20 protein-coding genes are annotated in these 26,047 nt (G+C 62.8%); 16 read left to right on the top strand and 4 right to left on the bottom strand.

Annotation, left to right across the window (positions count from 1 at the left end; genetic code table 11):
* The first annotated feature begins 71 nt into the window (after positions 1-71).
* From NKI08_RS05385 to NKI08_RS05440, 12 genes are all read left to right on the top strand, one after another.
* Positions 72-1,223, top strand: coding sequence for an aminodeoxychorismate synthase component I (locus NKI08_RS05385; protein ID WP_352539351.1), 1,152 nt, complete (start codon positions 72-74; stop codon positions 1,221-1,223).
* The gene (locus tag NKI08_RS05390) at positions 1,172-1,834 is read left to right on the top strand and encodes an aminotransferase class IV family protein (protein WP_352539352.1); all 663 of its coding nucleotides are present in this window, start codon (positions 1,172-1,174) and stop codon (positions 1,832-1,834) included. The genes NKI08_RS05385 and NKI08_RS05390 overlap by 52 nt, the downstream gene beginning before the upstream one ends.
* 17 nt (positions 1,835-1,851) lie before the next feature.
* On the top strand, positions 1,852-2,139 hold the full coding sequence (locus tag NKI08_RS05395; protein WP_352469536.1) for a YciI family protein: 288 nt from the start codon (positions 1,852-1,854) through the stop codon (positions 2,137-2,139).
* Positions 2,136-3,092, top strand: coding sequence for a heme-dependent oxidative N-demethylase family protein (locus NKI08_RS05400; protein WP_352612883.1), 957 nt, complete (start codon positions 2,136-2,138; stop codon positions 3,090-3,092). Before NKI08_RS05395 ends, NKI08_RS05400 begins: the two co-directional genes overlap by 4 nt.
* Positions 3,076-3,483, top strand: coding sequence for a hypothetical protein (locus NKI08_RS05405; protein WP_352767656.1), 408 nt, complete (start codon positions 3,076-3,078; stop codon positions 3,481-3,483). The genes NKI08_RS05400 and NKI08_RS05405 overlap by 17 nt, the downstream gene beginning before the upstream one ends.
* On the top strand, positions 3,480-4,313 hold the full coding sequence (locus tag NKI08_RS05410; RefSeq protein WP_352767658.1) for a hypothetical protein: 834 nt from the start codon (positions 3,480-3,482) through the stop codon (positions 4,311-4,313). Before NKI08_RS05405 ends, NKI08_RS05410 begins: the two co-directional genes overlap by 4 nt.
* A gap of 122 nt (positions 4,314-4,435) precedes the next feature.
* Positions 4,436-5,881, top strand: coding sequence for a homospermidine synthase (locus NKI08_RS05415; RefSeq protein ID WP_352448220.1), 1,446 nt, complete (start codon positions 4,436-4,438; stop codon positions 5,879-5,881).
* Between the two features lie 187 nt (positions 5,882-6,068).
* Positions 6,069-6,443, top strand: coding sequence for an outer membrane lipoprotein Omp10 (gene omp10, locus NKI08_RS05420; protein WP_023720183.1), 375 nt, complete (start codon positions 6,069-6,071; stop codon positions 6,441-6,443).
* Between the two features lie 193 nt (positions 6,444-6,636).
* Positions 6,637-8,664 carry a 5'-nucleotidase C-terminal domain-containing protein gene (locus NKI08_RS05425; protein WP_352767660.1) on the top strand — a complete coding sequence of 676 codons (2,028 nt, stop codon included), beginning with the start codon at positions 6,637-6,639 and terminating at the stop codon, positions 8,662-8,664.
* 150 nt (positions 8,665-8,814) lie between these two features.
* Positions 8,815-9,879, top strand: a complete 1,065-nt coding sequence (gene hemH, locus NKI08_RS05430; RefSeq protein ID WP_023675392.1) for a ferrochelatase — start codon at positions 8,815-8,817, stop codon at positions 9,877-9,879.
* A gap of 130 nt (positions 9,880-10,009) precedes the next feature.
* Positions 10,010-10,960, top strand: a complete 951-nt coding sequence (locus NKI08_RS05435; RefSeq protein ID WP_352539357.1) for an SPFH domain-containing protein — start codon at positions 10,010-10,012, stop codon at positions 10,958-10,960.
* 10 nt (positions 10,961-10,970) lie between these two features.
* Positions 10,971-11,435, top strand: a complete 465-nt coding sequence (locus NKI08_RS05440; protein ID WP_352767663.1) for an NfeD family protein — start codon at positions 10,971-10,973, stop codon at positions 11,433-11,435.
* Positions 11,436-11,442: 7 nt separating this feature from the next.
* On the opposite strand, the gene NKI08_RS05445 is transcribed toward NKI08_RS05440, so the two are convergent.
* On the bottom strand, positions 11,443-12,444 hold the full coding sequence (locus NKI08_RS05445; protein ID WP_352767908.1) for a KpsF/GutQ family sugar-phosphate isomerase: 1,002 nt from the start codon (positions 12,442-12,444) through the stop codon (positions 11,443-11,445).
* 177 nt (positions 12,445-12,621) lie between these two features.
* Here NKI08_RS05445 and NKI08_RS05450 point away from each other — a divergent pair, with 177 nt between their 5' ends.
* Entirely contained in the window at positions 12,622-14,361 is a 1,740-nt protein-coding gene (locus tag NKI08_RS05450) for an outer membrane beta-barrel protein (RefSeq protein ID WP_502899560.1), read from the top strand.
* Positions 14,362-14,493: 132 nt separating this feature from the next.
* Here the strand turns inward: NKI08_RS05450 and galU are convergent, their stop codons facing one another.
* On the bottom strand, positions 14,494-15,399 hold the full coding sequence (galU, locus tag NKI08_RS05455; RefSeq protein ID WP_352469528.1) for a UTP--glucose-1-phosphate uridylyltransferase GalU: 906 nt from the start codon (positions 15,397-15,399) through the stop codon (positions 14,494-14,496).
* A 207-nt stretch (positions 15,400-15,606) separates the two neighbouring features.
* Here galU and NKI08_RS05460 point away from each other — a divergent pair, with 207 nt between their 5' ends.
* Both NKI08_RS05460 and NKI08_RS05465 read left to right on the top strand, forming a co-directional pair.
* Positions 15,607-16,833, top strand: coding sequence for a lytic murein transglycosylase (locus NKI08_RS05460; RefSeq protein WP_352564889.1), 1,227 nt, complete (start codon positions 15,607-15,609; stop codon positions 16,831-16,833).
* 26 nt (positions 16,834-16,859) lie between these two features.
* A complete protein-coding gene (locus NKI08_RS05465; RefSeq protein WP_352767668.1) occupies positions 16,860-18,107 on the top strand; it encodes an SGNH/GDSL hydrolase family protein in 1,248 nt (415 codons plus the stop codon).
* Positions 18,108-18,129: 22 nt separating this feature from the next.
* Here the strand turns inward: NKI08_RS05465 and NKI08_RS05470 are convergent, their stop codons facing one another.
* The gene (locus NKI08_RS05470) at positions 18,130-19,584 is read right to left on the bottom strand and encodes a glutamate synthase subunit beta (protein WP_352469525.1); all 1,455 of its coding nucleotides are present in this window, start codon (positions 19,582-19,584) and stop codon (positions 18,130-18,132) included.
* Between the two features lie 143 nt (positions 19,585-19,727).
* Positions 19,728-24,458 (bottom strand): glutamate synthase large subunit, encoded by a 4,731-nt coding sequence (gene gltB / locus NKI08_RS05475; RefSeq protein ID WP_352767670.1) that lies wholly within the window; start codon positions 24,456-24,458, stop codon positions 19,728-19,730.
* 475 nt (positions 24,459-24,933) lie between these two features.
* Here gltB and NKI08_RS05480 point away from each other — a divergent pair, with 475 nt between their 5' ends.
* A complete protein-coding gene (locus tag NKI08_RS05480) occupies positions 24,934-25,986 on the top strand; it encodes a threonine aldolase family protein (protein ID WP_352767672.1) in 1,053 nt (350 codons plus the stop codon).
* The last annotated feature ends 61 nt before the right edge of the window (positions 25,987-26,047 follow it).

Consider the following 26,047-nt stretch of genomic DNA (forward strand, 5'->3'; position numbering starts at 1 on the left):
CCGTTCCCTCGATTGCGCACGGTCGAGCCCCCATATAGATCGATCGCTGGTGACCGCAGCATCCGAGCCTTATGTCCCTGCCCCTGCCGTTTGCAATTTTCAGGAACGACGAGACCGCGCGGCAGCTCGTTTTCGACCGGCCGGCCGAGATAATCGCAGCGCATGGCGAGGCGGATTTTTTACCGGCGCTGGAAGCCGCGCAGGCTGCACATGACGGCGGCAAATGGCTGGCCGGTTATTTCTCCTACGAGGCCGGTTACCTGCTCGAACCCAAGCTCGTTCCGCTGCTGCCGGCCGGCCGCCGCGCCCCGCTTTTTTGCCTCGGCGTGTTCGATGCGCCGGTCGAGCAGACGGTCGCGCCAGGCGATCCGCCGGCCAGCAACGGCCCAATCTTCGACGCCAAGGCAGCCTGGTCTTCGGACGACTACGCCAAACGCTTTGCCAGGCTGCATGACCACATCCGCAAGGGCGACTGCTACCAGGGCAATCTGACCTTTCCGGTCCATGCGCAGTGGTCGGGCGACCCGCTGGTCGCCTTCAACGCGCTGACCGAACGCCAGCCGGTGAAGTATGGGGCGCTGGTCGCGCTCGGCGATCCGATCGTCTTGTCGCGTTCGCCCGAACTGTTCTTCGAGGTGGACGCGGAAGGCATGATCGAGACGCATCCGATGAAGGGCACCGCGCCGCGCGGCGCAACAAAAGCCGAGGACGATCGCCTGAAAGCGTTCTTGCGCAACGACGAGAAGAACCAGGCCGAGAACCGGATGATCGTCGATCTCCTGCGCAACGACATCTCACTGATCAGCGAGGTTGGCACGCTCGATGTGCCGGAGCTTTTCCGCATCGAGAGCTACCCGACCGTCCACCAGATGGTGAGCCGCGTGCGGGCGAAACTCTTGCCCGGCCTCGCCATCCATCAGATTTTCGCCGCGCTGTTCCCCTGCGGCTCGATTACCGGCGCACCGAAGATCCGCGCCATGGAGATCCTGCGCGAGCTGGAAAGTGGCCCGCGCGATGTCTATTGCGGCGCCATAGGCTGGATCGCGCCCGGGGGCCGGATGCGCTTTTCGGTGGCGATCCGCACCATCTCGCTCTTTGCCAATGGCGAGGCGGTCTACAATGTCGGCGGTGGCGTCGTCTTCGATTCGACAGCCGAAGAGGAGTACCAGGAGTGTCTGCTGAAAGCCCGTTTCGCGACAGGAACACTGCCGATTTCGAACTGATCGAAACAATGCGCTGGGAACCCGGCTCGGGTTTCCTCCGTTTCGACCGCCATCTCGCGCGGCTTTACGGCTCGGCAAGCGAACTCGGTTTCGCCTGCGATCCGACAAGGGTCGGCGAAGCGCTGATGAATGCGGTCGGCCACCAACAGATCGCGTTGCGCACCCGCCTCGTCCTGTCGCGCAAGGGCGAAATGGCGGTGTCGGTGCAGCCCTACGAGCCGCTCGCCGCAGACAAGGTCTGGACCCTGCAGCTGGCGCGCGTGCGGCTTGATTCGAGCGATATGCTGCTGCGCCACAAGACCAGCCGCCGACAAACCTATACGCGCGCGCGCGCCGAATATCTCGCCGGGCGCGCCGACGAGGTGCTGCTCGCCAATGAGCGCGGCGAAATCTGCGAGGGCACGATCACTAATGTCTTTGCCGATTTCGGCGACGGCGTGCTGGCCACGCCGCGGCTCGATTGCGGCCTGCTGCCTGGCGTCCTGCGCGGCGAACTGCTGGATCAAGGCCGCGCCGGTGAAGCGGTCTACACGTGGAACGAACTGAAATCGGCCAAGGCGCTGTTCGTCGGCAACTCGCTGCGCGGATTGATCCCGGCGCGGCTGGGCTGAAGCATCTGGAGACAACAATGTTCGTGGTTTCGCTGAACTACAAGGTGCCGCTGACCGAGATCGACCGCCTGCAGCAAGCGCATGTCGAGTGGCTGAAGGCCTGCTATGCGCAAGGTATCTTTGTCGCCTCCGGGCCAAAGCGGCCAAGGACCGGCGGCATCATCATCGCGCGTGGTCCACGCGAAGTGCTCGAAGCCAGACTGGCGGACGATCCCTTCGCCAAGGCAGGTGCCGCCGATTACGAAATCACCGAATTCACGGCGAGAATGGCCGCCGCCGCACTGGAAGCCTACAAAGAGGCATGAGCTTCCGCCCGCCGACCCACACACCCTATGACGGCTCGTCGAAACTGTTCACCATCGGGCTGAAGCCGCTCAATCTCGATAGCTGGATCGAGGTCGACGAATATCTGCTGCCCTATCTTGCCGAGAAACGCCGGCTTTATGCGGAAATTCCCGGCAAGGTTTTTGTCGAGGAGCAAACAACGCGCGACGCTCAGCGCGAAGTGCTCGATCTGCTCGGTGCGCATCTGGCGGCGAACTTTCCTGAGACCCACAGGCGTACCGACAATGCGATCGAGGTGATCGGCGGCATCGACAATCTCGAGGGCTCAGGCACCTCAGCTTCTTTCAGCGATGCGCCGCTTGTCGCGGCCTCGTTGCTCGTCCAGGAGGATTTGATCCTGATGCGTCGCGACGAGAGCGGCTGGCGTCTGGCGGCCGGCTCGCTCTGCTTCCCGTCGTCATGGTCGCTGATCGAAAAATTCGGCAAGCCGCTGCAGCAGATCCACGCGCCGGTACCGGGTTTCGGCCCGGGCACACGCCCGGCCGATCTCATCAACCGCATGTTCGACGGCCTCCAGGGCCAAGCCGTCGAGCGCTACAACTGGTCGATCCAGGCGGGCGACGCACTCTACCACCCGCTCTCCAACCTCGAACGCATCGACCGCGCCAGCAGTCGCCCGTCGAGATTCCCGGATGGCGACATCGACGCCCATGCCTTTATCCGCGTCGAGCGGCAGACGCTGAGAAAGCTCCCCGTTTCGGGCGACGTACTCTTCACCATCCGCATCCATCTCGACCCGCTCGCCGTGCTGGAACGCCACCCCGACCGCGCGGCGCTCGCGGCGTCCTTGGCCGAACAACTTCTGGCGCTGGACGAGGCACAACTCGACTACAAGGGGATGACCGCCGACCGTGACCGGCTGGTGGAAACACTGAAAATGATCGCTGGGGGGAACAATGATCCAGCATCTTAGCAGGCCGGTCACGTTCATGGCCGCGATCCTGCTGCTGTCGACAGCAGCCGGGGCGGAGCCGGTGACTTATGCCGGCAAGCTTGGAAAGGCCGATATCGTCGTCGAATTCAACGGCGACCCCGCGGCGCCCGGCGGCCCGCTGGCCGGCCGCTATTTCTACCGCTCGAAGGGCGTTGACATCCCGCTGCAGGCCCGGTCTCAAAGGGGAGCAAGTTCGAACTGGCCGAGGAGGAGGCATGCGGCGCCGACAATTGCGATGACGGAAAGGCCGCGCCGATTGCCGCTGTGTGGCGCCTGGCCTCATCCAGTAACGGCAAGACCCTTGAAGGCAGCTGGAACGGAAAGAAGGCGCTGCCGCTCAGATTGGAACGGGTCGCAAGTCGGCAAGTGACCGGGAACGAGCCCGGCACCCCGCTCGATCTCTACGATTTCAGCTTCATGAAGTTCTTCGCCAATGACACGCCGCTCACTATGGAAACGTCCCCTTATGACTATCTGCGGATGGACACTCAGCTCGATAACGGCAAGACGACTGGTTGGCCGGACGCAACCTACCGCTATGTCGTCGACCCCCGCACCAGGTTTGCCACGCCGCGCATTGTCGAACTGTCCGGCGACGTTCCGATCGAGGCCGCGAATGCTCTGCTGCAAGAGAGGCACTGGCGCGCAAACATCGGCGCACTGGGCTGCGTGGCGGCGCAATATGCCGGTTTCAACGACGGCGGGCCAATTGACGGTATGAACGGCGGCACGCTCGGCGGCTATGAGGACAGCACATTCGAAGTGACGTCGCTGACTCCGCGGCTGATGAGCTGGCGGGAGTCCGGCAGCATCTTCTGCGGCGGAGCGCATCCGACCAACTATTCGGACGCCTACATCATGGATCTGCGGCGCGGCGTCCTGCTTGGCCTTCAGGACATTTTCTCGGATACGGTGGATGGCAAGCCCGGTCCTTCCCTGGCCTCCTTCGTCAAGCAGCGGCGCAAGAAACCGATCGATCAGACCGATATCGATCACGAAGCCGAATGCGGCATTGACGATCTCATCGGCGAATATCTAGCGGTCAGCCTCTGGCGTGAGGGCGACAAGCAGGTTCTGGTTTTCGGGCTCCAGACCCTGCCGCATGCCATCCAGGCCTGCGCCGACGATCTGCTGGAACTGCCGGTCTCCGAGGCACGTGACCTCTTCAAGCCTGCATTCGCAAGACTAGTCGAGCCGTAGCCGGGATGGCGCGGCGTGAGGCCGGCCGTCCGCTTTTCGCTTTATTGTGACAATGATCTATGGTTTGTCGCGCCGCGGCCAAGCCGCTGTTCCGAAGCGTTTTTTGAGGGAGTAATCGATAAATGGCGAATGAAAACTGGCCCGTTTACGGTGAGATCACCGGCCCTGTAGTGATGATCGGCTTCGGCTCGATCGGACGGGGAACGCTGCCGCTGATCGAGCGCCATTTCAAATTCGACAAGTCGCGCATGACGGTCATCGACCCGCGCGACACCGACCGTAAATTGCTCGACGAGCGCGGCATCACTTTCATGCAGGATGCGGTGACCAAAAAGAACTACAAGAAGCTGCTGACACCACTTTTGACCAATGGCGGCGGCCAGGGCTTTTGCGTCAACCTGTCGGTCGACACTTCCTCGCTTGAGCTGATGAAGCTCTGCCGCAAGCTTGGCGTCCTCTATATCGACACGGTGGTCGAACCCTGGCTCGGCTTTTATTTCGACGAGAAGGCCGACAACGCCTCACGCACCAACTATGCGCTGCGCGAGACCGTACGTACTGAAATCGCGAAGAACCCGGGCGGCACCACGGCGATCTCGTGCTGCGGCGCCAATCCGGGCATGGTCTCGTGGTTCGTCAAGCAGGCACTGGTCAATCTCGCCACAGATCTTGGCCTCGACTTCTCGGAACCCGCGCAGCACGATCGCGAAGGCTGGGCCAGGCTGATGAAGAAGGCCGGCGTCAAGGGCATCCATATCGCCGAGCGCGACACCCAGCGCACCAAGAAGCCCAAGCCGATGAACGTGTTCTGGAACACCTGGTCGGTCGAAGGCTTCATTTCGGAAGGGCTGCAGCCGGCCGAGCTCGGCTGGGGCACGCATGAGGCGTGGATGCCGAAGAACGCCAAAAGCCACAAGAACGGTTCGAAGGCCGCGATCTATCTGGAGCAGCCCGGCGCCAATACACGCGTGCGCACATGGTGTCCGACGCCCGGCCCGCAATACGGTTTCCTGGTGACACACAACGAAGCGATCTCGATCGCCGATTTTTTCACGCTGCGCGGCAAGAAGGGCAAGGTGCAATACCGGCCGACCTGCCATTACGCCTATCATCCCTGCAACGACGCAGTGCTGTCGCTGCACGAGATGTTCGGTGTCGCCGGCAAGGCTCAGCCCGTGCATCACGTGCTCGACGAAAATGAACTGGTCGATGGCGTCGACGAACTCGGCGTGCTGCTCTACGGCCACGCCAAGAACGCCTACTGGTACGGCTCGCAGCTGTCGCTGGCCGAGGCGCGCAAGCTGGCGCCCTATCAGAACGCCACCGGCATGCAGGTCACGTCGGCGGTGCTGGCCGGCATGGTCTGGGCGCTGGAAAATCCCGAGGCCGGCATCGTCGAGGCCGACGAGATGGATTACAAGCGCTGCCTCGACGTGCAGGGCCCCTATCTCGGGCCGGTCAGGAGCTATTATACCGACTGGACACCGCTCGACAATCGGCCTGGTCTGTTTCCCGAGGATCTCGATACCAAAGACCCGTGGCAATTCCGCAACATCCTCGTTCGATAGCAGCGTTGCCTCGACACTCGGCCAGCTTGCAATCGCCCGGAAATCGGGCGATTGAAGAGGGGCGGCCTAGAGCCACGTGCGTCCATTTGGACGCACAAAGTACGCTCTAGCACTTTGAATGTGCGCATCGTGCTTTCCGAAAATCGGATCGATTTTCGGGCCGATGCGAGAGGAGAGGATCTTGAAGATGACGATTGCGCAAAGACTGCTTTCGGCTGGCATTGCCGCGGCCGCTACGGTCGCGTTGGCGGCCTGCACGACAACCGGCCCAGGCGAGCCGCCGGTGATCACGGCCAAGGGGGTTGAAGGCTCCTGGATCGACGCGCAGGGCACGGGCTTGTCGACCTTCAAGGGCGGCAGCTTCGCGACCGTCGCAACCGACACCGGCCAGAAGCTTGCCGATGGCAGCTACACCATGACCGGCGGCACCTCGGTCGAGATCCATGGCACGTCGCTGATCCGCCAGACGCCGATCAGCTTCAACTGCCTGATGGTCTCCACCAGCCAGCTCAATTGCACCAGCGCGAGCGGGCAGAATTTTGTGCTGACCAGGCGCACCTGAAATTCGATTCCGAATTTACTTTGCACAAGGGCGGCGGCTTCAAGCCGCCGTCTTCTTTTTACGCCGGCAAAGCTGATGCCGATTTCCGCTTGCATCGACTGAAACGCGATGTGAACATAGCCCAAGAGGGCTGTTACATCCCAGTCAAACAAGAGCGTTAAACGCCTCTGGTCAAGTTATCCGGGAGACGAGAATGAAGAAGATTGCTGCCATCGCCGCGCTGTCGGCATCGGCGCTTGGCCTGTCGGCAGGGGTATCCTTTGCCGACTATACGCTCAACATCCTGCACATCAACGACTGGCATAGCCGCATCGAGAGCAACAACAAGTACGAATCGACCTGCTCGGCCGAGGAGGAGACCAAGGGCGAATGCGTCGGCGGCGCCGCCCGCCTGGTCACCGCGATCGCGCAGGAGCGCAAGAAGCTGGAAGGCCAGAACGTGCTGCTGCTCAGCGCCGGCGACAATTTCCAGGGCTCGCTCTTCTACACGACCTACAAAGGCAAGACCGAAGGCGAATTCCTCAACCAGATGAAATTCGATGCCGAGGCTCTCGGCAACCATGAGTTCGACGATGGCGAGTCGGCGCTGGCGCCGTTCCTCGACATGATCCAGTTTCCGGTGCTCGGCGCCAACGTGAAGGCCAATGCGCAATCCAAGCTCGGCGACCGCGTCAAGCCGTCGATCATAGTCGAGGTCGGCGGCCAGAAGATCGGGATCGTCGGCGCGGTCACCAACGACACGCCGGAGCTTGCCTCGCCTGGCCCGAACATTGCCATCGAAGACGACGTCAAGTCGATCACCGCTGAGGTCGAGAAACTGAAGCGAGAGGGCGTCAACAAGATCATCGCGGTCACCCATATCGGCTACAAGCGCGAGCGCGATGTGATCGCCAAGATTCCGGGCATCGACGTGGTGGTCGGCGGCCACAGCCATTCGCTGCTGTCCAACACCGACCCCAAGGCGGAAGGCCCATATCCGACGATGGTCGACAATCCGGACGGCTACAAAGTGCCGGTCGTCCAGGCGGCGTCCTATTCGAAATATCTCGGCGAGTTCAAGGTCGTGTTCGACGACAACGGCGTCGTCAAGGAGGCCAGCGGCGATCCCATCCATCTCGACAAATCGATCACGCCCGACCCCGCCGTGCTTGCCCGCATCAAGGAACTCGGCGCGCCGATCGAGGCCTTGAAGAACAAGGAAGTCGCCGAGACCACCAAGGCGATCGACGGCAGTCGCGAAAACTGCCGCGCCCGCGAATGCGAGATGGGCAATCTGGTCTCCGACGCCGTCCTCGACCGGGTCAAGGGCCAAGGTGTCGAGATCGTCATCTCGAATGGCGGCGGCTTGCGCGCCTCCATCGACCAGGGCACCGTCACCATGGGCGAGGTTCTCACCGTCCTGCCGTTTCAGAACACGCTGGCGACCTTCCAGATCTCCGGCAAGGATTTGGTTGCCGGCCTCGAAAGCGGCCTCAGCCAGGTCGAGGACGGCGCCGGGCGCTTCCCGCAGGTTGCCGGCCTGAAATATGCGTTCGACAAATCGGCGCCGCCTAACGCACGCGTCAAATCGGTCGAGGTCATGGAAGGCGGCGCCTGGACGCCGATTAAGCCGGACAAGGATTACCTGGTCGCCACCAACAACTATGTCCGCCAGGGCGGCGACGGCTACAAGGTGTTCGCCGAGAAGGCCAAGAACGCCTATGATTACGGCCCGGGGCTGGAACAGGTCGTCGCCGACTACCTAGGCGCGCACCGGCCCTATACGCCGAAGCTCGACGGCCGCATCACCGAGATCGCCGCGACCGTGGCCCCGGCCGCAGAACCTGCCAACCCTGCCGAACCGCCAAAACCTGCTGAGGCTGCGCCGGCAAAGCCCGTTGAGCCGGCAATGCCCGAAATGCCGGCCGGCTCCGGCGACATTTCCAAGACGCCGCCGGCCGTCCCGGCTGAAACAGCGCCGGCACCCGCACCCGCCGAGCCGGCCCAGCCGGCGGCACCTGCGGCTCCGGCCACACCGGCTCCGGCGACCCCTGCTCCGGCCGAGCCGGCACCGGCCGAAAGCAGCCATGTAATCGTCGCCGGCGATACCTATTGGGATCTCGCGGTGAAGGCTTATGGCGACGGCACCAAATGGAAAATAATCTCCGATGCCAACAAAGCCTACGAGCCACGCCGCCTTCCGGTCGGCGCAACCTTGACGATCCCGGCGGCCTCGAAGTAATCCGGCCGCAGGAACGCAATGCACCCGCCCGGCAGACCGGGCGGGTGTTGCATTTCTGGGATAAGGTGCGGCCAGACGCAGCATTTGAAAACCGGCGCGGCATCGCTACTTTCGCCGCGGCACCGTTGGTTCGCGGTGTTGGAGAACCTCATGACGCTTGCCAACCCTGCTGAAATCAAAGCCGAGAAGACTGCCGCCTCGCCGTCGGCAGGGCGCCCTCTGGTCAGGACCGGCAAGGTCGGCGTCATGCTGATCAATCTCGGCACCCCGGACGGCACCGGCTTCAAGCCGATGTGGCGCTACCTCCGGGAGTTCCTGTCCGATCCGCGCGTCATCGAGCTCAACAAGGCGATCTGGTATCCGATCCTCTACGGCGTGGTCCTCACCACCCGGCCGAAGAAATCAGGGGCCAACTATGCCAGGATATGGAACCGGGAGCGCAACGAGTCGCCGTTGCGAACCTACACCCGCGCCCAGGCCGAGAAGCTCGGGCTCGCGCTCGGCGAGCTACCCAATGTCGTCGTCGACTGGGCGATGCGCTACGGCAACCCTTCGACCGAGAGCGTGGCCGAGAGACTGGTCGAGCAAGGCTGCGACCGCATCCTGTCTTTCCCGCTCTACCCGCAATATTCGGCGACGACGACTGCGACTGCCAACGACCAGCTGTTTCGCGCGCTGATGAAGATGCGCCGCGCCCCGGCCATTCGCAGCGTGCCACCCTATTACAACGAGCCGGCCTATATCGAGGCGCTCGCCCGTTCGATCGAAAAGCATCTGGCGAGCCTCGGATTCGAACCGGAAATTGTCATTGCTTCCTATCACGGCATTCCGAAACCCTATTCCGACAAGGGCGACCCCTACCAGGCCCATTGCCTCGAGACGACCCGACTGCTGCGCGAAAAGCTCGGCTGGGATGAAAACAAGCTGATTACCACCTTCCAGTCGCGCTTCGGCGCGCAGGAGTGGCTGCAGCCCTACACCGACAAGACGGTCGAAAGACTAGGGCGCGAAGGCGTGAAATCGGTCGCCATCGTCAATCCAGGATTTTCCGTCGACTGCATCGAGACGCTGGACGAGATCGGCAGGGAAGCGTCCGAGACCTTCCATCATGCCGGCGGCGAAAAGTTCGCACACATCCCTTGCCTCAACGACAGTGCCGAGGGCATGGCGGTGATCGAGGCGATGGTGCGGCGCGAGCTGTCCGGCTGGGCCTGAACAGATCACCCGTCTATGCACCCGCAATCCGTGATCACCTGATTGTAACATTGCTGAAACACACTTAAGTGTTTGGTGGAATCGGTCGCGTGGAATATCCAACATGGCCGGCCTTTGAGGGGAGAGCCAAATGGGTTTCAGTGGTTTTGATATCGCGCTTCTTGTTCTTGTCGCCCTTGTCGTGCTGGTGCTTATCAAGGGCATCCGAACAATTCCGCAAGGCTATAATTATACCGTCGAACGTTTTGGCCGTTACACCAAGACATTGAACCCGGGCCTCAACCTGATCGTGCCTTTCGTCGACCGTGTCGGCGCCAAGATGAACATGATGGAGCAGGTGCTCGACGTACCGACGCAGGAGATCATCACCCGCGACAATGCCACCGTTGCCGTCGATGGCATCGCCTTCTATCAGGTGCTCAACGCGGCGCAGGCCGCCTACCAGGTCTCCGGCCTGCAGAATGCGATTCTCAATCTCACGATGACCAACATCCGCACCGTGATGGGCTCGATGGACCTCGACGAACTTTTGTCGAACCGCGACGCCATCAACGAGCGCCTGCTGCGCGTCGTTGACGAGGCGGCGCATCCCTGGGGCATCAAGATCACTCGTGTCGAGATCAAGGACATCAACCCGCCGGCCAATCTCGTCGAATCGATGGGCCGACAGATGATGGCCGAGCGCAATAAGCGCGCGCAGATCCTCGCCGCCGAAGGCCTCAAGCAATCGCAGATCCTGGAGGCCGAAGGCCGCAAGGAAGCCGCCTTCCGCGATGCCGAGGCGCGCGAGCGCTCGGCCGAGGCTGAAGCACGCGCCACGCAGGTGGTGTCGGAGGCGATTTCCAAAGGCGACGTGCAGGCGCTCAACTACTTCGTCGCGCTGAAATACACCGAAGCGCTGACCAGGATCGGCTCAGCGACAAACAGCAAGCTCGTGCTGATGCCGATGGAGGCCTCATCGCTGATCGGCACGCTCGGCGGTATTGGCGAAATCGCCAAGGAAGTTTTCCGAAGCGAAGGCACCGCCGGTGCCGCACGACAGGCCGCCCGCCCGCCGGTCGTTCGTCCGAGCGAAACCTGAGGCCACAGCCATGCTCGGCCGCATTGTTTCTGAACTCGGCCCGTGGAGGTGGATGGTCCTCGGCTTCGTCCTGCTGGTAATGGAGGTCATCGCGCCGGGCATTTTCATGCTGTGGATCGGCATTGCCGCGCTGTTGATCGGCGTCGTCTCACTGCTCGTCTGGGATGCCGGTTTCTGGACCTGGCAGATCCAGGTCCTCGCCTTCCTCGCGCTGTCGCTGGTCTCGGCCTATGTCGGAAAGCGGCTGGTGGGCGGGCGCCATGATGAAACCGACCAGCCCCTGCTCAACCGTCGCGGCGCACAGATGGTCGGCCGGACGGCGACCCTTGCCGAGCCGATCAAGGACGGGCGCGGCCGCATAAAGCTGGGCGACACGTTGTGGCGCGTCTCCGGCCCTGACCTGCCGGCCGGCACGCAAGTGCGCGTGACGGGCGCCGCTGATACCGACCTGGAACTGACGGTCGAGGCGGTCTAGGAACCCGCTAGGCAGCACCGATGCGCAGCAGGTCGTGCAGATGGACGAGCCCGATCGGCTGCCTGCCTTCGACCACCATCAGGCTGGTGATAGCCGAGTCGTTGATTGTCTGCAGCGCCGTCGCAACAAGCGTGTCGGGCGAAGCCATTTTCGGCTCTCTGGTCATCACCTGATCGACGCTCATTGCCAGGAGATCGCTGCCGATATGGCGCCTGATGTCGCCATCGGTGATGATGCCGATCAGCTTGCCGTCCGCGGCAGTCACGGCCACGCAGCCAAACCCCTTGCGCGACAGTTCGAGGATTGCCTCGCGCATGCCGGTACCTGACGACACCAGCGGCAGCCTGTCGCCGACATGCATGATCTCGCGGATCTGCGTCAGGTTGGCTCCGAGCTGGCCGCCGGGATGAAACGTGCGGAAATGGTCCGGGGTGAAGCCGCGTGCCTCGAGCAGCGCGATGGCCAGCGCATCGCCCATCACCATTTGCAATAGTGTCGAGGTCGTCGGCGCAAGCCCGTGCGGGCAGGCTTCCGGTGCTCGCGGCAGCAGAAGCACAACGTCGGCCGCGCGCGCCAGAGCCGATTTTTCACCCGCGGTGACCGCGACCAGCGGGATCGAGAAGCGCCTCGAATAGGCGATGATGCCCTTGAGCTCAAGGCTTTCGCCCGACCACGAAAGCGCGATTATGGCGTCGTTTCTGGCGATCATGCCAAGGTCGCCGTGATTGGCTTCGGCAGGGTGGACGAAAAAGGCCGGCGTGCCGGTCGAGGCGAGCGTTGCGGCGATCTTCGAGCCGATATGGCCGCTTTTGCCGACCCCGGTGACGATGACGCGGCCATCGATCTGCGACACCATGCCGACGGCTCGTGCGAACGGCTCGGCCAGCCCGTTTTCGAGAGCGTCTGCCAGTGCCGCGACGCCGGCCTGCTCCGTCGCCACGGTTCTCAGCGCCGAGGCAATCGCGGCCTGCCCGTCATGCCGCTTCCTGTCTGGGGATTTCACGTCCATGGACGATGCGATTAGCGCTTCGGCGCGCGCCTGTCCAACGGAATTGCCGTCCGGAACCTCCTGACGGGCCATGCCTCAACGCTCCGTTAACCATCCCCATTTACGGTTTCGTAAGTATGGCGCGCGTGCGCCGCGCAAGCAGTGGTGCCGATGTCCGGGTTTCAGCTTCAAAACAAAATGGGACGAAAGGGCAAGGCGGTCTGCGCTTTGCTGCTGGCAACCAGTGTCTTTGCCTTGTCGCGGCCGGCACTGCTTTGCGCCCAGGAAACCGAGCTGCGCGGCGAGGTTTCGGAATCGACAATTCTGGACGAACAGCAGTACAAGATCAGGCAATCGAGCATAGCCGGAACCCAAGCCGCGCAGGCTGCTGCAACCGCCAACGACAATACGCCGCTGCCTACCTATCGCCCGGCCAGCCAAGGGGCGTTGCCTGACGACGGCACGGGCGAGGCGGCCACAACCGGCGGCACTTTCGATCAACCAGCGGCCAGCGGCGACCCATTTCCCGACAACCCTGCTCCGCCACCCCGACGGCGACCAAGCGCGACGCCACGCGCCGCCAATGCGGCCAACGCCGAAGACGAGACCGCTGAAAGCCAGAAGCGCAAGAGAGCCGCGACTGCAGCCGCGGCGGCGACCGATGACACCGATACCGCCGCTACAGACGAGCAGGATACGGTCAACCGCCGTGCCGTCACCATCGATTCCGCCGAGAGGCTCAGGCTCGACCCCGGCGCCGAGCGCACCGAAGCCATCGAAGGCCAGAACAAAAAGAACGAGGACGACCCGTTCGCCGCCACCGGCATCAAGCTCGGCTCTTTCGTAATCCGGCCGACGCTCGAGCAAGGCCTGACGTCTTCGACAAACGCCGATTCGAGCAGCCTCGGCAAGCCGGCCTTGCTGTCGGAAACGACGCTGCGCTTCAACGCCGTCTCCGACTGGCGGGAGAATTCGGCGACGGTTGAGGGCTATGGCATCTTCCGCGAAACCTTGTCCGGCTATGACATTCACGAGGCGCAAGGCCGCGTCGACGGCACACTCAACATCGATCTCGACAATGATCTGCGCGCCATCGCCAAGCTGGGCTATGAGGCCGTGCCCGAATCGGCCTCGGCGCCGGACGCGGTCGTCGGCGCCGTTGGCCAGCCGGTGCGCCAGACCGTGAACGGCAGTCTCGCCGTCGAGAAGGATGCCGGCAAGATGCGCTTCGCGCTGACCGGCGCGGTCGAGCACGACATCTTTGGCGACGCCAAGCTTTCGTCGGGCGGATCGCTGTCGCAGAAGGGCCGCGACTCGACGCTCTACACGGCCATTTTGCGTACCGGTTACGAGATCTCGCCTGCCATCACCCCGTTCACCGAAATCGAGATCGGCCGGCGCGCTTATGATTTGCGCGTCGATCCAAACGGCTTCCAGCGCTCCTCGACCAGGCTTGGCGCACGGGCCGGCGTCGAGCTCGATCTCCGCGAGAAGCTTACCGGCGAGTTCTCGGTCGGCTGGCTGCGCGAAGCTATCGACGACGATGCCCTGCCGCCTATTTCGGGCGCGACGGTCAATGCCGATCTCAAATGGTCGCCGGAACGCGGCACCACGATCGGGCTCACCGCACAGACGACCGCCGAGAACACGACGAATGCGGGCGAAAGCGGCGACATGCTCTATTCCGGCAGCCTCACCGGCGAGAGGCTGATCCGCGCCAACCTGACCGGAAATGCCGCTGTCGGCCTCGAATGGCGCGACTATACCGGCTCCGACGATCATGATTTGACGCTGAGCGCCGAGGCTGGGCTGACGTGGTGGCTGAACCGCTACACCGGGCTCACCACCCGCGCCAGGACTGAAAAACTGACCAGCAACCTGATTGGGCGCGACTACACGGCCAACAGTATCTTCGTCGGCTTGAAGTTGCAGCGCTAAATGCATGTCGCGCAAAAGTGTGCAGCGGTTTTGCGATAACGACTTGCCTAAAACAAGAACCTAAAGCGCGTCGCATGAGGCCGGTCGAACGCGGCGCGCTTTAGCCGATCAGCGCGGCAACCAGTGTTGAAACTACAAGGCTATGCCGCGGCGTTCTGACGGCGCGAGTTCGTCGAGAAGCGTGCGAATGACACCGGCCATGCTGGCATTCATGTCTCTGCGCCACAGTGCGAAGGCAACGTTGGCCTCGACGAAGCCTTCGGGCGAGCCGCAGTCGAACGTCCGCCCGCGGTAGTGGTAGCCGTAGAAGGGCTGTTGCTTCTGCAGCTTCAGCATTGCATCGGTGAGCTGGATCTCGTTGCCTGCGCCTTTTTCCTGACCTTCGAGTATCTTGAATATCTCCGGCTGCAGGATATAGCGCCCGTTGATGTAGAGGTTCGACGGCTCCGTGCCGGTCTTCGGCTTTTCCACCATGCCGGTGATGCGGAAACCGTGATGCGCGTCCTCGCCGCGGCCGACAATGCCGTATTTGTGCGCCTCGGCCGGATCGCATTCCTGCACGGCGACGATGTTGTTGCCGGTCTCGGCGTAAAGCTCGACCATGTCCTTCATGCAGCTTTTTTCCGACTGCATGATCATGTCGGGCAACAGCAGCGCAAAGGGCTCGTCGCCGACGAGCTCGCGCGCGCACCAGACGGCGTGGCCAAGGCCGAGCGGTACCTGCTGGCGGGTGAAGCTGGTCTGCCCCGGCGCCGGCTGCAGCCGCTGCAGGCGGGCGAGCTGGTCGTCCTTGCCGCGCTGCGCAAGCGTGTCGTAGAGCTCGAACTGGACATCGAAGTGATCCTCGATGACCGCCTTGTTGCGGCCGGTCACGAAGATGAAATGCTCGATCCCGGCATCGCGCGCCTCATCGACCACATACTGGATGACCGGCCTGTCGACGACCGTCAGCATTTCCTTGGGAATGGCCTTGGTAGCAGGGAGAAAGCGCGTGCCGAGACCGGCAACCGGGAACACTGCCTTGCGAACTCTCTTCATGTGCCAATTATCCATTTGCATGCCTGTTCGGCAATCCCGATTCGAGACATTTTCATGCCGAAATCGAGGATTACTGAACGGCGGGTCATAAATCTCAGCTGGTAAAGCATTGACGCATCTTTTTATCCCGCACGGCACCTATGGTAAACCAAATGCTAACCGGGTTCGGCGATGAATAGTCTTCCTGAGATGAAGAAGGAGGAAAAGATGTCCGTTCGCAACGCCGCAAGGCGCTTCACCAGCGTCCTGACGGCCGCCAGCCTCTCGCTTGCTTTGCTCATGCCCAGCGGGCCGGCTTTTGCCGATGCCGGCTTCCGCCAATGGGTCGCCAGCTTCCGTGCTACCGCCGTGGCGAGCGGCGTTTCCGGCTCCGTCTACGACCAGGCATTCAAGGGCATCAACGATGCTGACCCGGTGGTACTGGAAAAGGCCCGTACTCAACCCGAATTCACCGCACCCGCCTGGGATTATTTCGACAACCGCGTCCATGACCAGTCGGTCGCCGTCGGCCAGCAGATGGCAAGGAAATGGAAGCCTTGGCTGGACAGGATCGAGGCAAGATACGGCGTCGACCGCTACATCCTGCTGGCCATCTGGTCTATGGAATCGAACTACGGCGAAACCCTCAAGCGCGATGATATCATGCGCAATGTCGTGCGCTCGCTGGCGACGCTTGGTTATGCCGATCCGAAGCGAGCGAAATTTGCCCGCACCCAGCTGATCGCGGCGCTGAAGATCCTGCAGACCGGCGACATCGACGAAAGCCATCTCAGCGGCTCATGGGCCGGCGCGATGGGCCATACCCAGTTCATCCCCACCAGCTACCAGTCCTATGCGGTCGATATGGACGGCAACGGCAAGCGCGACATCTGGAATTCGATTCCCGACGCACTGGCGACAGCCGCCAATTTGCTGAGGAAGAACGGCTGGCAGGCAGGCAAGACCTGGGGTTATGAGGTCAGCCTTCCGGACGGCAAGAAGCTGCCCGGAGGCTCGAAGTCGCTGTCGCAATGGCAGGCGCTGGGGGTCAGCCGTGCCAACGGCAAGCCGTTCAAGAACGGTGCGGACAAAGCGACGTTGAAGCTGCCCGGCGGCAGCGGCGGGCCGGCTTTCCTGATGATCAAGAATTTCTCGGTCATCAAGCGTTACAACAATGCCGACAAATATGCGCTCGCCGTGGGCCTTCTTGCCGACGAAATTGCCGGCTATGGCGGGCTTGTGCAGGACTGGAAGCGACCGTTTACCAAGCTCTCCTTCGAGGAAAGGCAGGAGCTTCAGAAGCGACTTTCCGAGCACGGCTATTACGACGGCAAGTTCGACGGCAAGATCGGTGACGGATCGAAAACCGCCATCATGGCCTTCCAAGCAAAGGCTGGCTTGACCCAGGACGGGTATCCGAGCAAGGAAGTGCTCAAATGGCTCAGGCAGAACTAGAGCCGGTTGCGGGATGGAGAGGGTGATTGGTTTCGGCTGCGTGCATCCGGTTAATCGTTCGTCGCGTGCCGATCCTCGTTCTGGCGATCGCCGTTCTGGCGGTCGGCGGCGCCAGTGCCTTTCATACCGCGGCCATGGCGCAGGAGCCGGAAAGTCGTGGCTGGTCGCTGCGCGACCTGTTGTTTCCGCGCAGAAGCGAGCGGTTTGAGCAGCCGCCGCCCGAATTCCAGAGAGAATTCCAGAGAACAAAGCCCAGGCCCAAGCTGAGAAAGCCCCGGTCAGTTAGCCGGCCGCCGCCGGCCGAGCCGACAACCCCAGTAGTCGAGAAGGCGCCGGATGCACGCGTCGTTCTGGTGGTCGGCGATTTCATGGCGTCTGGGCTGGCTGAGGGGCTCGACGCCGCCTTTGCCGAAAACACTGGCGTCAGGATCGTCGTCCGTGCCAACGGATCGTCCGGCTTCGTGCGTGACGATGTCTACAACTGGCCAGAACAGGTCAAGTCGCTGATCGCTGCCGAAAAACCGGCAGCCGTCGTCGTCATGCTCGGATCCAACGACCGGCAGCAGATGCGCGTCGGCGATGTACGCGAGCAGCCGCGATCCGAAAACTGGACCAAGGAATACGAGCGCCGGACCGATGCGTTCGGCAAGGCCATCGCCGCAACCAAGGTGCCGTATCTGTGGGTCGGCATGCCGGCCTTCCGGGTCTCGAAAATGACCTCCGACATGCTGGCCTTCAACGACATCTTCCGCTCGTCCGCCGAAAGCCACGGCGGCGAATTCGTCGACGTCTGGGACGGGTTCGTCGACGAGAACGGCGCCTTCATCACCAGCGGACCGGACATCAACGGCCAATCGGTGCGCCTGCGCTCCGACGACGGCATCAACATGTCGAAGGCCGGCAAGCGCAAGCTCGCCTTCTATACCGAAAAGCCGCTGATGAAGATCCTGGGGCTGGCCGCGCCGGGAAGCGTGGTGACGGCTTCTGCCCCGGCCGGCGCTCCCGTCGAGGCGCCGGCACCTGCCGCGGCACCGATAGCTGTCGATCGCACCGTGCCGATGCTGCTCAGCGATCCGGCGCTGGACGGCGGCTCGGAACTTCTCGGCGCCGCCCCGCCGGCAAAAGCTGACAAGAATTTGCCGGGCGAAAGGCTGATCGTCGAGGGCAAGGCGCCCGACGCCTCACCGGGCCGCGCCGACGATTTCTCCTGGCCGCCCAAGACACAGCCTGCGACGGCGGCCGCATCCGATACGACGACGGCGATCCGCCAGTAAACAGAACCTCTTCGGAACGGGCTCAGCGCGGCAGCACGCTCGATCCCATCAGCGCCTCGTCGATGGCGCGCGCCGCCTGGCGACCCTCGCGGATCGCCCAGACGACCAGCGACTGGCCGCGCCGCACGTCGCCCGCCGCATAGAGCCTTTCGACGCTGGTCCTGTAGTCCCGGTCATTGGCCTCGACATTCTTCGAACGGCGGCTGTCGGTGACGATCTTCATCTGCCCGTCGAGTTCCGAGATCGGCCCGCGAGCGGCTGGCCCGGCAAAGCCGATGGCGATGAACGCGAGATCGGCGCGGATGACGAATTCCGTGCCCGCGATCGGCTTGCGCTTTTCGTCGACCTCGCAGCATTTGACCCCGGTCAGCTGGCCGTCTTCGCCGATGAATTCAAGCGTCGCCACCTGGAATTCGCGCTCGGCGCCTTCGGCCTGCGACGATGACGTGCGCATCTTGGTCGCCCAGTAGGGCCAGACCGACAGCTTGTCCTCCTTTTCCGGCGGCTGCGGCCGGATGTCGAGCTGGGTGACGCGTACCGCGCCCTGGCGGAAGGCGGTGCCGACGCAGTCTGAGGCAGTGTCGCCGCCGCCGACGACGACGACGTGCTGGCCGCCGGCGACGATCGGGCGCGACGGCCATGCCACCGACTGGATCGGCTCGCCGCCGATACGCTTGTTCTGCTGCACCAGATACGGCATGGCGTCGTGCACGCCGTCGAGATCGTCGCCCGGGATGTTGGCCGGGCGCGGCGTTTCGGAGCCGCCGCAATAGAGCACGGCGTCATATTCGGCGAGCAGTTCGGCGACCGGCTTGTCGACGCCGACATTGACGCCGCAATGGAAGCTGACACCTTCGCCCTGCATCTGCTCGATGCGCCGGTCGATATAATGCTTCTCGATCTTGAAATCGGGGATGCCGTAGCGCATCAGCCCGCCCGGCCGGCTCTCGCGCTCATAGACGTGAACGTCATGGCCGGCGCGGCCGAGTTGCTGGGCAGCCGCCATGCCTGCCGGCCCCGAGCCGATGATCGCGACGCGCTTGCCGGTCTTCCGTTCCGGCGGATAGGGCCGGATATGGCCGGTTTCATAGGCTTTGTCGGCAATGGCCTGCTCGATGGTCTTGATGGCGACCGGAATATCCTCGAGGTTCAGCGTGCAGGCTTCCTCGCAAGGTGCGGGGCAGATGCGGCCGGTAAATTCCGGAAAATTGTTGGTCGAATGCAGGTTGCGGATCGCGTTTTCCCAGTCGCCATTGTAGACGAGGTCGTTCCAGTCCGGGATCTGGTTGTGGATCGGGCAGCCGGTCGGTCCATGGCAATACGGAATGCCGCAATCCATGCACCGCGCGGCCTGTTTCTCGACCTCCTTGTCCGACATCGGCAGCGTGAACTCGCGGAAATGCCGGATGCGGTCGGAAGCCGGCTGGTACTTGTGCACCTGCCGGTCGATCTCGAGAAACCCTGTTACCTTGCCCATTGTCCAGTCCCTGCTGTCCGGAAGGCACGCCTGGCGACGCACCCGTTAACCTCATAAGGCAGCTGTGGCAACCTTCAGTCCGAGGTCAGGATTGTTGATGAAGATGGTTGCCGGGACGCATGGCCTCCCGGCAATTTCCAAATCTATTCCGCCGCCACGTTCATGCGCATCCGCTCCATCTCGATCAGCGCGCGGCGGTATTCGACCGGCATGATCTTCCGGAATTTCGGCCGGAAAGTCGCCCAGTCGTCGAGGATTTCGCGACCTCGTACCGAGCCGGTGTAGTGAACGTGGTTGGAGATCAGCTGGTAGAGCCGCTCCTCGTCATGGCTGGTCATATCGCCGGATACGTCGACACGGCCCTTATGGTCGAGATCGCCGCCATGGTGGAGCAGCTTTTCCATCAGGTCGTCCTCTTCCGGAACCGGCTCCAGCTCGACCATCGCCATGTTGCAGCGTTCGGCGAAATCACCCGCCTCGTCGAGCACATAGGCGACGCCGCCCGACATGCCGGCGGCGAAGTTGCGGCCGGTCTGGCCGATGACGACGACGATACCGCCAGTCATGTATTCGCAACCATGGTCGCCGACGCCTTCAACGACGGCGGCGACACCCGAATTGCGCACGGCAAAACGCTCGCCGGCAACGCCGCAGAAATAGGCCTCGCCCTCGGTTGCGCCGTAGAGCACGGTATTGCCGACAATAATGGATTCGGCAGCAACGATTTTCGTGTTCTCCGGCGGGCGGATGACAATGCGGCCACCCGACAGGCCCTTGCCGACATAGTCGTTGGCGGCGCCCACCAGTTCGAACGAGACACCGCGCGCCAGGAAGGCGCCAAAGGACTGGCCGGCCGTGCCGGTGAGCTTGACCGAGATCGTGTCCTCGCGCAGGCCCTTGTGCTTGAAGCGCTTTGCCACCTCGCCCGACAGCATGGCGCCGGTCGAACGGTCGACGTTGCGGATCGGCAGTTCGATACTGACCGGCTGCCTGGCTTCGAGCGCCGGCTTTGCGAGTTCGATCAGCTTGCGGTCGAGCACGTCGTCGATCGGATGCTTCTGCCGCTCGGTCCAGTGCACCGCCTCGTGCGGCGCATCGGGCTTGTAGAACATCTTGCTGAAGTCGAGCCCGCGTGCTTTCCAGTGCTGGATCAGCTCGCGCTTTTCCAGAAGGTCGGTGTCGCCGATGATCTGGTCGAGATGGGTGTAGCCCATCTCGGCAAGCAGCGCCCGCACCTCTTCCGCCACATAGAAGAAGAAGTTGATGACGTGCTCGGGCGTGCCCTTGAAGCGCTTGCGCAGCACCGGGTCCTGTGTCGCGACGCCGACGGGGCAGGTGTTGAGATGGCACTTGCGCATCATGATGCAGCCGGCCGCGATCAACGGCGCAGTCGAAAAGCCGAACTCGTCGGCGCCGAGCAGTGCGCCGATAATGACGTCACGCCCGGTGCGCAGGCCGCCATCGACCTGCAGCGCGACGCGCGACCTGAGGCCGTTGAGCACCAGCGTCTGGTGCGTCTCGGCAAGGCCCATCTCCCACGGGCTGCCGGCATGCTTGAGCGAGGTCAGCGGCGAGGCACCGGTGCCGCCGTCATAGCCTGATATGGTGATGTGGTCGGCACGCGCCTTGGCGACGCCGGCCGCAACCGTGCCGACGCCGACTTCCGAGACCAGCTTGACCGATACGTCGGCCGCCGGATTGACGTTCTTCAGGTCGTAGATGAGCTGCGCCAGATCCTCGATCGAATAGATGTCGTGATGCGGCGGCGGCGAGATCAGGCCGACGCCCGGCGTCGAGTGCCTGACCTTTGCTATGGTCGCATCGACCTTGTGACCCGGCAGCTGGCCGCCCTCGCCTGGCTTCGCCCCTTGCGCGACCTTGATCTGCATCATGTCGGAATTGACAAGATACTCCGCCGTGACGCCAAAGCGTCCCGAGGCGACCTGCTTGATCGCCGAGCGTTCGGGGTTCTTGCCGCCGCCCGGCAGTGGCAGATAGCGATCGGCCTCTTCGCCGCCCTCGCCGGTGTTCGACTTGCCGCCGATGGCGTTCATGGCGCGCGCCAGCGTCGTGTGCGCTTCCCTTGAGATCGAGCCGAAGGACATCGCCCCGGTCGAGAAGCGCTTGACGATATCGGCCGCCGGCATCACCTCGTCGAGCTTGACCTTCTTGCGCCCGGTCTCTTGCGCAAGCTTGATCTTGAACAGGCCGCGAATGGTCTGCGCCTGCGCCGTCTCGCTGTCGATTTGGGCGGAATAGTCCTTGAACGTCTCCCACGAGCCTTGGCGCACGGCGTGCTGCAAGGTCGCCACTGCGTCGGGCGACCAGATATGGGCCTCGCCGCGCATGCGGAACATGTATTCGCCGCCGACCTCGAGGCTGTTGCGCAGCACCGGGTCGTTGCCGAAGCCGTCGGTGTGGCGGCTGACCGTTTCGGCGGCGATCTCGTCCAGCCCGACGCCTTCGATCAGCGTCGCCGTGCCGGTGAAGTACTTCTGCACGAAATCCGACTTGAGCCCGATGGCGTCGAAGATCTGCGCGCCGCAATAGGACTGGTAGGTCGAGATGCCCATCTTGGACATCACCTTGAGGATGCCCTTGCCGATCGACTTGATGTAGCGGGAGACGACCTCGTAGGCATCGACCTCCGCTGGCAATTCGCCACGCTTGTGCATGTCGAGCAGCGTGTCGAAAGCGAGATAGGGATTGATCGCCTCGGCGCCGTAGCCGGCGAGACAGCAGAAATGATGCACCTCGCGCGGCTCGCCGGATTCCACGACGAGCCCAACCGAGGTGCGCAATCCCTTGCGGATCAAATGATGGTGCACGGCCGCCGTTGCCAGCAGCGCCGGAATGGCAATGCGATCCGGGCCGAGCTGACGGTCCGAAAGGATGATGATGTTGTAGCCGCCGGCGACCGCCGCCTCGGCGCGCTCGCACAGCCGGTCGATGGCGCCCTGCATGCCGGCCGCGCCTTCATTCGAACCGTAAGTGATGTCGATCGTCTTGGTGTCGAAACGGTCTTCGGTGTGGCCGACGGAGCGCAGCTTCTCCAGATCGCCATTCGTCAGGATCGGTTGGCGCACTTCGAGCCGCTTGCGGCGCGAATTGCCGACAAGATCGAAGATGTTGGGCCGCGGCCCGATGAAGGACACCAGGCTCATCACCAGCTCCTCGCGGATCGGGTCGATCGGCGGATTGGTGACCTGTGCGAAATTCTGCTTGAAATAGGTGTAGAGCAGCTTCGATCTGTCCGACATTGCCGAAATCGGCGTGTCGGTACCCATCGAGCCGACGGCTTCCTGGCCGGTGGTCGCCATCGGCGACATCAACAGCTTGGTGTCCTCCTGGGTGTAGCCAAACGCCTGCTGGCGGTCGAGCAGTGAGACATCCCTGCGCAGGGCGCGCGGCTCGACCGGGTTCAGATCCTCGAGGATGAGCTGTGTGTTGGCGAGCCAGCTCTTGTAGGGATGCCTGGTCGCGATCTCCGACTTGATTTCCTCGTCGGAAACGATGCGGCCCTTGTCCAGGTCGATCAGCAGCATGCGGCCGGGCTGCAGCCGCCACTTCTTGACGATCCTTTCCTCCGGCACTGGCAGCACGCCGGCTTCCGAAGCCATGATGACGCGGTCGTCATCGGTGACGATGTAGCGCGCCGGCCGCAGCCCGTTGCGGTCGAGCGTGGCACCGATCTGGCGGCCGTCGGTGAAGGCAACCGCCGCTGGCCCGTCCCACGGCTCCATCAGCGCTGCGTGATACTCGTAGAAGGCCTTGCGGTCCTGACCCATCAGCTTGTTGCCGGCCCAGGCTTCCGGGATCAGCATCATCATGGCGTGGGCGAGCGAATAGCCGCCCTGCGTCAGGAATTCGAGCGCATTGTCGAAGCAGGCGGTGTCCGACTGCCCTTCGTAGGAGATCGGCCACAGCTTCGAGATGTCGTTGCCGAACAGTTCGGAATCGACCGAGGCCTGCCGCGCCGCCATCCAGTTGACGTTGCCGCGCAGCGTATTGATCTCGCCATTGTGGGCGACCATGCGGTAGGGATGCGCCAGCTTCCACGACGGGAACGTGTTGGTCGAGAAGCGCTGGTGGACCAGGATCAGCGCCGTCTCGAAACGCGGGTCGGTGAGGTCCTTGTAGTAGGCGCCGACCTGATAGGCCAGGAACATGCCCTTGTAGACGATGGTCCGCGACGACATCGAGACGACATAGAAGCCGTTGTCGACGCCTTTGGTCTCCTCATGGATGCGACCGGAAATGACCTTGCGCAGGATGTAGAGCCGCCGCTCGTAGTCGTCGTCGTTCTCGATCTCGGCGCCGCGGCCCAGGAACACCTGCCGGTGCACCGGCTCGGAAGCGGCGATGTCGGGCGCCTTGGACAGCGACGAATTGTCGACCGGCACGTCGCGAAAGCCGAGCAGCGGCTGGCCCTCGAGTTGCGCCACCTCGGCGATGATGCCTTCGATATGCGCCTGCAGCTCCGGGTCGCGCGGCATGAACACCTGGCCGACGGCATAGTGGCCGGGCTTCGGCAGTTCGACCCCTTGCTTGGCCATCTCCTCGCGGAAGAAGCGGTCCGGCAGCTGCACCAGCACGCCGGCGCCGTCACCCATCAGCGGATCGGCGCCGACCGCGCCGCGATGCGTCAGGTTTTCGAGCACGGCAAGGCCGTCCTCGACGATCTGGTGCGACTTCACGCCCTTCATGTTGACGATGAAGCCGACGCCGCAGGCATCATGCTCGTTGCGCGGATCATAGAGGCCGTGCGCGGCATAGCCGGTGTTGGTTCGCCGAATATTGGTCAGGGACGGATTTTTGACGGCTGCCGCTGTCGTCTGCGCGGCCTTCGTCGCAGATGGCGTCATGTCCGTCATCGTCCTGTCCTCCGTTCCGTCCCCTTCGGGCGCTGGTTTCCGTCGGGAAGCGCGTGGCTCCCCTTTCAATCTGCGGCACGTCTTGCGAAAATCTTGCCGACCGTGCGGCTTTCCGCATGGTTCGCATATGGTATTCGTACAGGCCGGAGCCAGACTGTCTAGCTGTCGCTCGCGGCAATGGCCGCAGAGGCGCAATCATATGCCAATGCGGCCAGTTTTGTGCGACAAAATAAGACAGCACTACTGTCCTAAATTTTTATGACAGAAATTTTGGATGCACACAAGACCGATTCACAAATTTCTTGAAGCTTTCGCGACAGAAAATTGCGCGGAACGCCGTGTCAGCGTAACCTTCCGTCGCTGCATCTACGCTCATGCGTTTCACTGGCTTTAGCGGATTTTCGGTATCTGCCCCTTGCGGCCGGCATGCGAAAGCGGCCAAGCTCGCACCGATTTCCCCAGCATAGGCAGACGCATGATTTTCGCTTCCGACAATTGGGCAGGCGCCCATCCCCGTATCGCTGCCGGCCTGTCGGCCCATGCCGACGGCTTCTCCACCGCCTATGGCGACGGTGCCCTCGACAAGACCGTTTACCAGCGCTTCAATGAGATCTTCGAATGCGAAGTCGCGGTGTTTTTCGTCGCCACCGGCACCGCTGCCAATTCGCTGTCGCTGACTACCTATAACAAGCCAGGCGGCATTTCCTTCTGCCATCGCGAATCGCACGTCATCGAGGACGAATGCGGTGCACCGGAATATTTCACCGGCGGTTCGCGGCTTTATACAGTCGAAGGCGCACTCGGCAGGATCGATGCCGGCAATCTGGAACGGGCGGTGGACCGTTTCGCACCCGAAAACGTCCATTCCGGGCGGCCGGTTGCCGTTTCGATCACCCAGTCGACCGAAGTCGGCACCGTCTACACGCTGAACGAAATCGCCAGGATTTCGGCGATCGCAAAGCAGCATGGACTGCCGCTGCACATGGATGGGGCCCGCTTTGCCAATGCGCTCGTCGCGCTGGAAACGACGCCGGCCGAAATGACCTGGAAGCATGGCGTTGACATCCTCTCCTTCGGCGGCACCAAGAATGGCTGTTGGTGCGCCGAGGCGATCGTGCTGTTCGACCTCGAGCGAGCCAAGGAATTGGCCTTTTTGCGCAAGCGCGCGGCCCAACTGTTCTCGAAATCGCGCTTCATCGCCGCGCAATTCGATGCTTATTTCAGGGGTGGGCTGTGGCTCGACACAGCACGGCACGCCAATGCGATGGCGGCACGGCTTGCCGCGGCGATAGAAGATTCCCCTTCCGCCCGGCTGGCCTGGCTGCCGCAGGCGAACGAGGTCTTCGCGGTCATGAAAAAGGCCGAGGCCGAAAGAATGCAAGCGGCAGGGGCGGCCTTCCACGACTGGCACAGGCCGCTCGGCTACGACGGCTACATCGGCGAAGACGAAGCGCTCTATCGCTTTGTCACCAGCTTCGCGACCACGCCCGACGAGGTCGACCGTTTCGGCTACCTGCTCGCCGGATAGCAAGCCTTGCCCACCAGCAAAAAAGAGCGGCGCATTGCTGCACCGCCCTTTCTTCCCGGGG

It is taken from the genome of Mesorhizobium sp. M0768, from assembly GCF_040320195.1.
Lineage (GTDB): Bacteria > Pseudomonadota > Alphaproteobacteria > Rhizobiales > Rhizobiaceae > Mesorhizobium.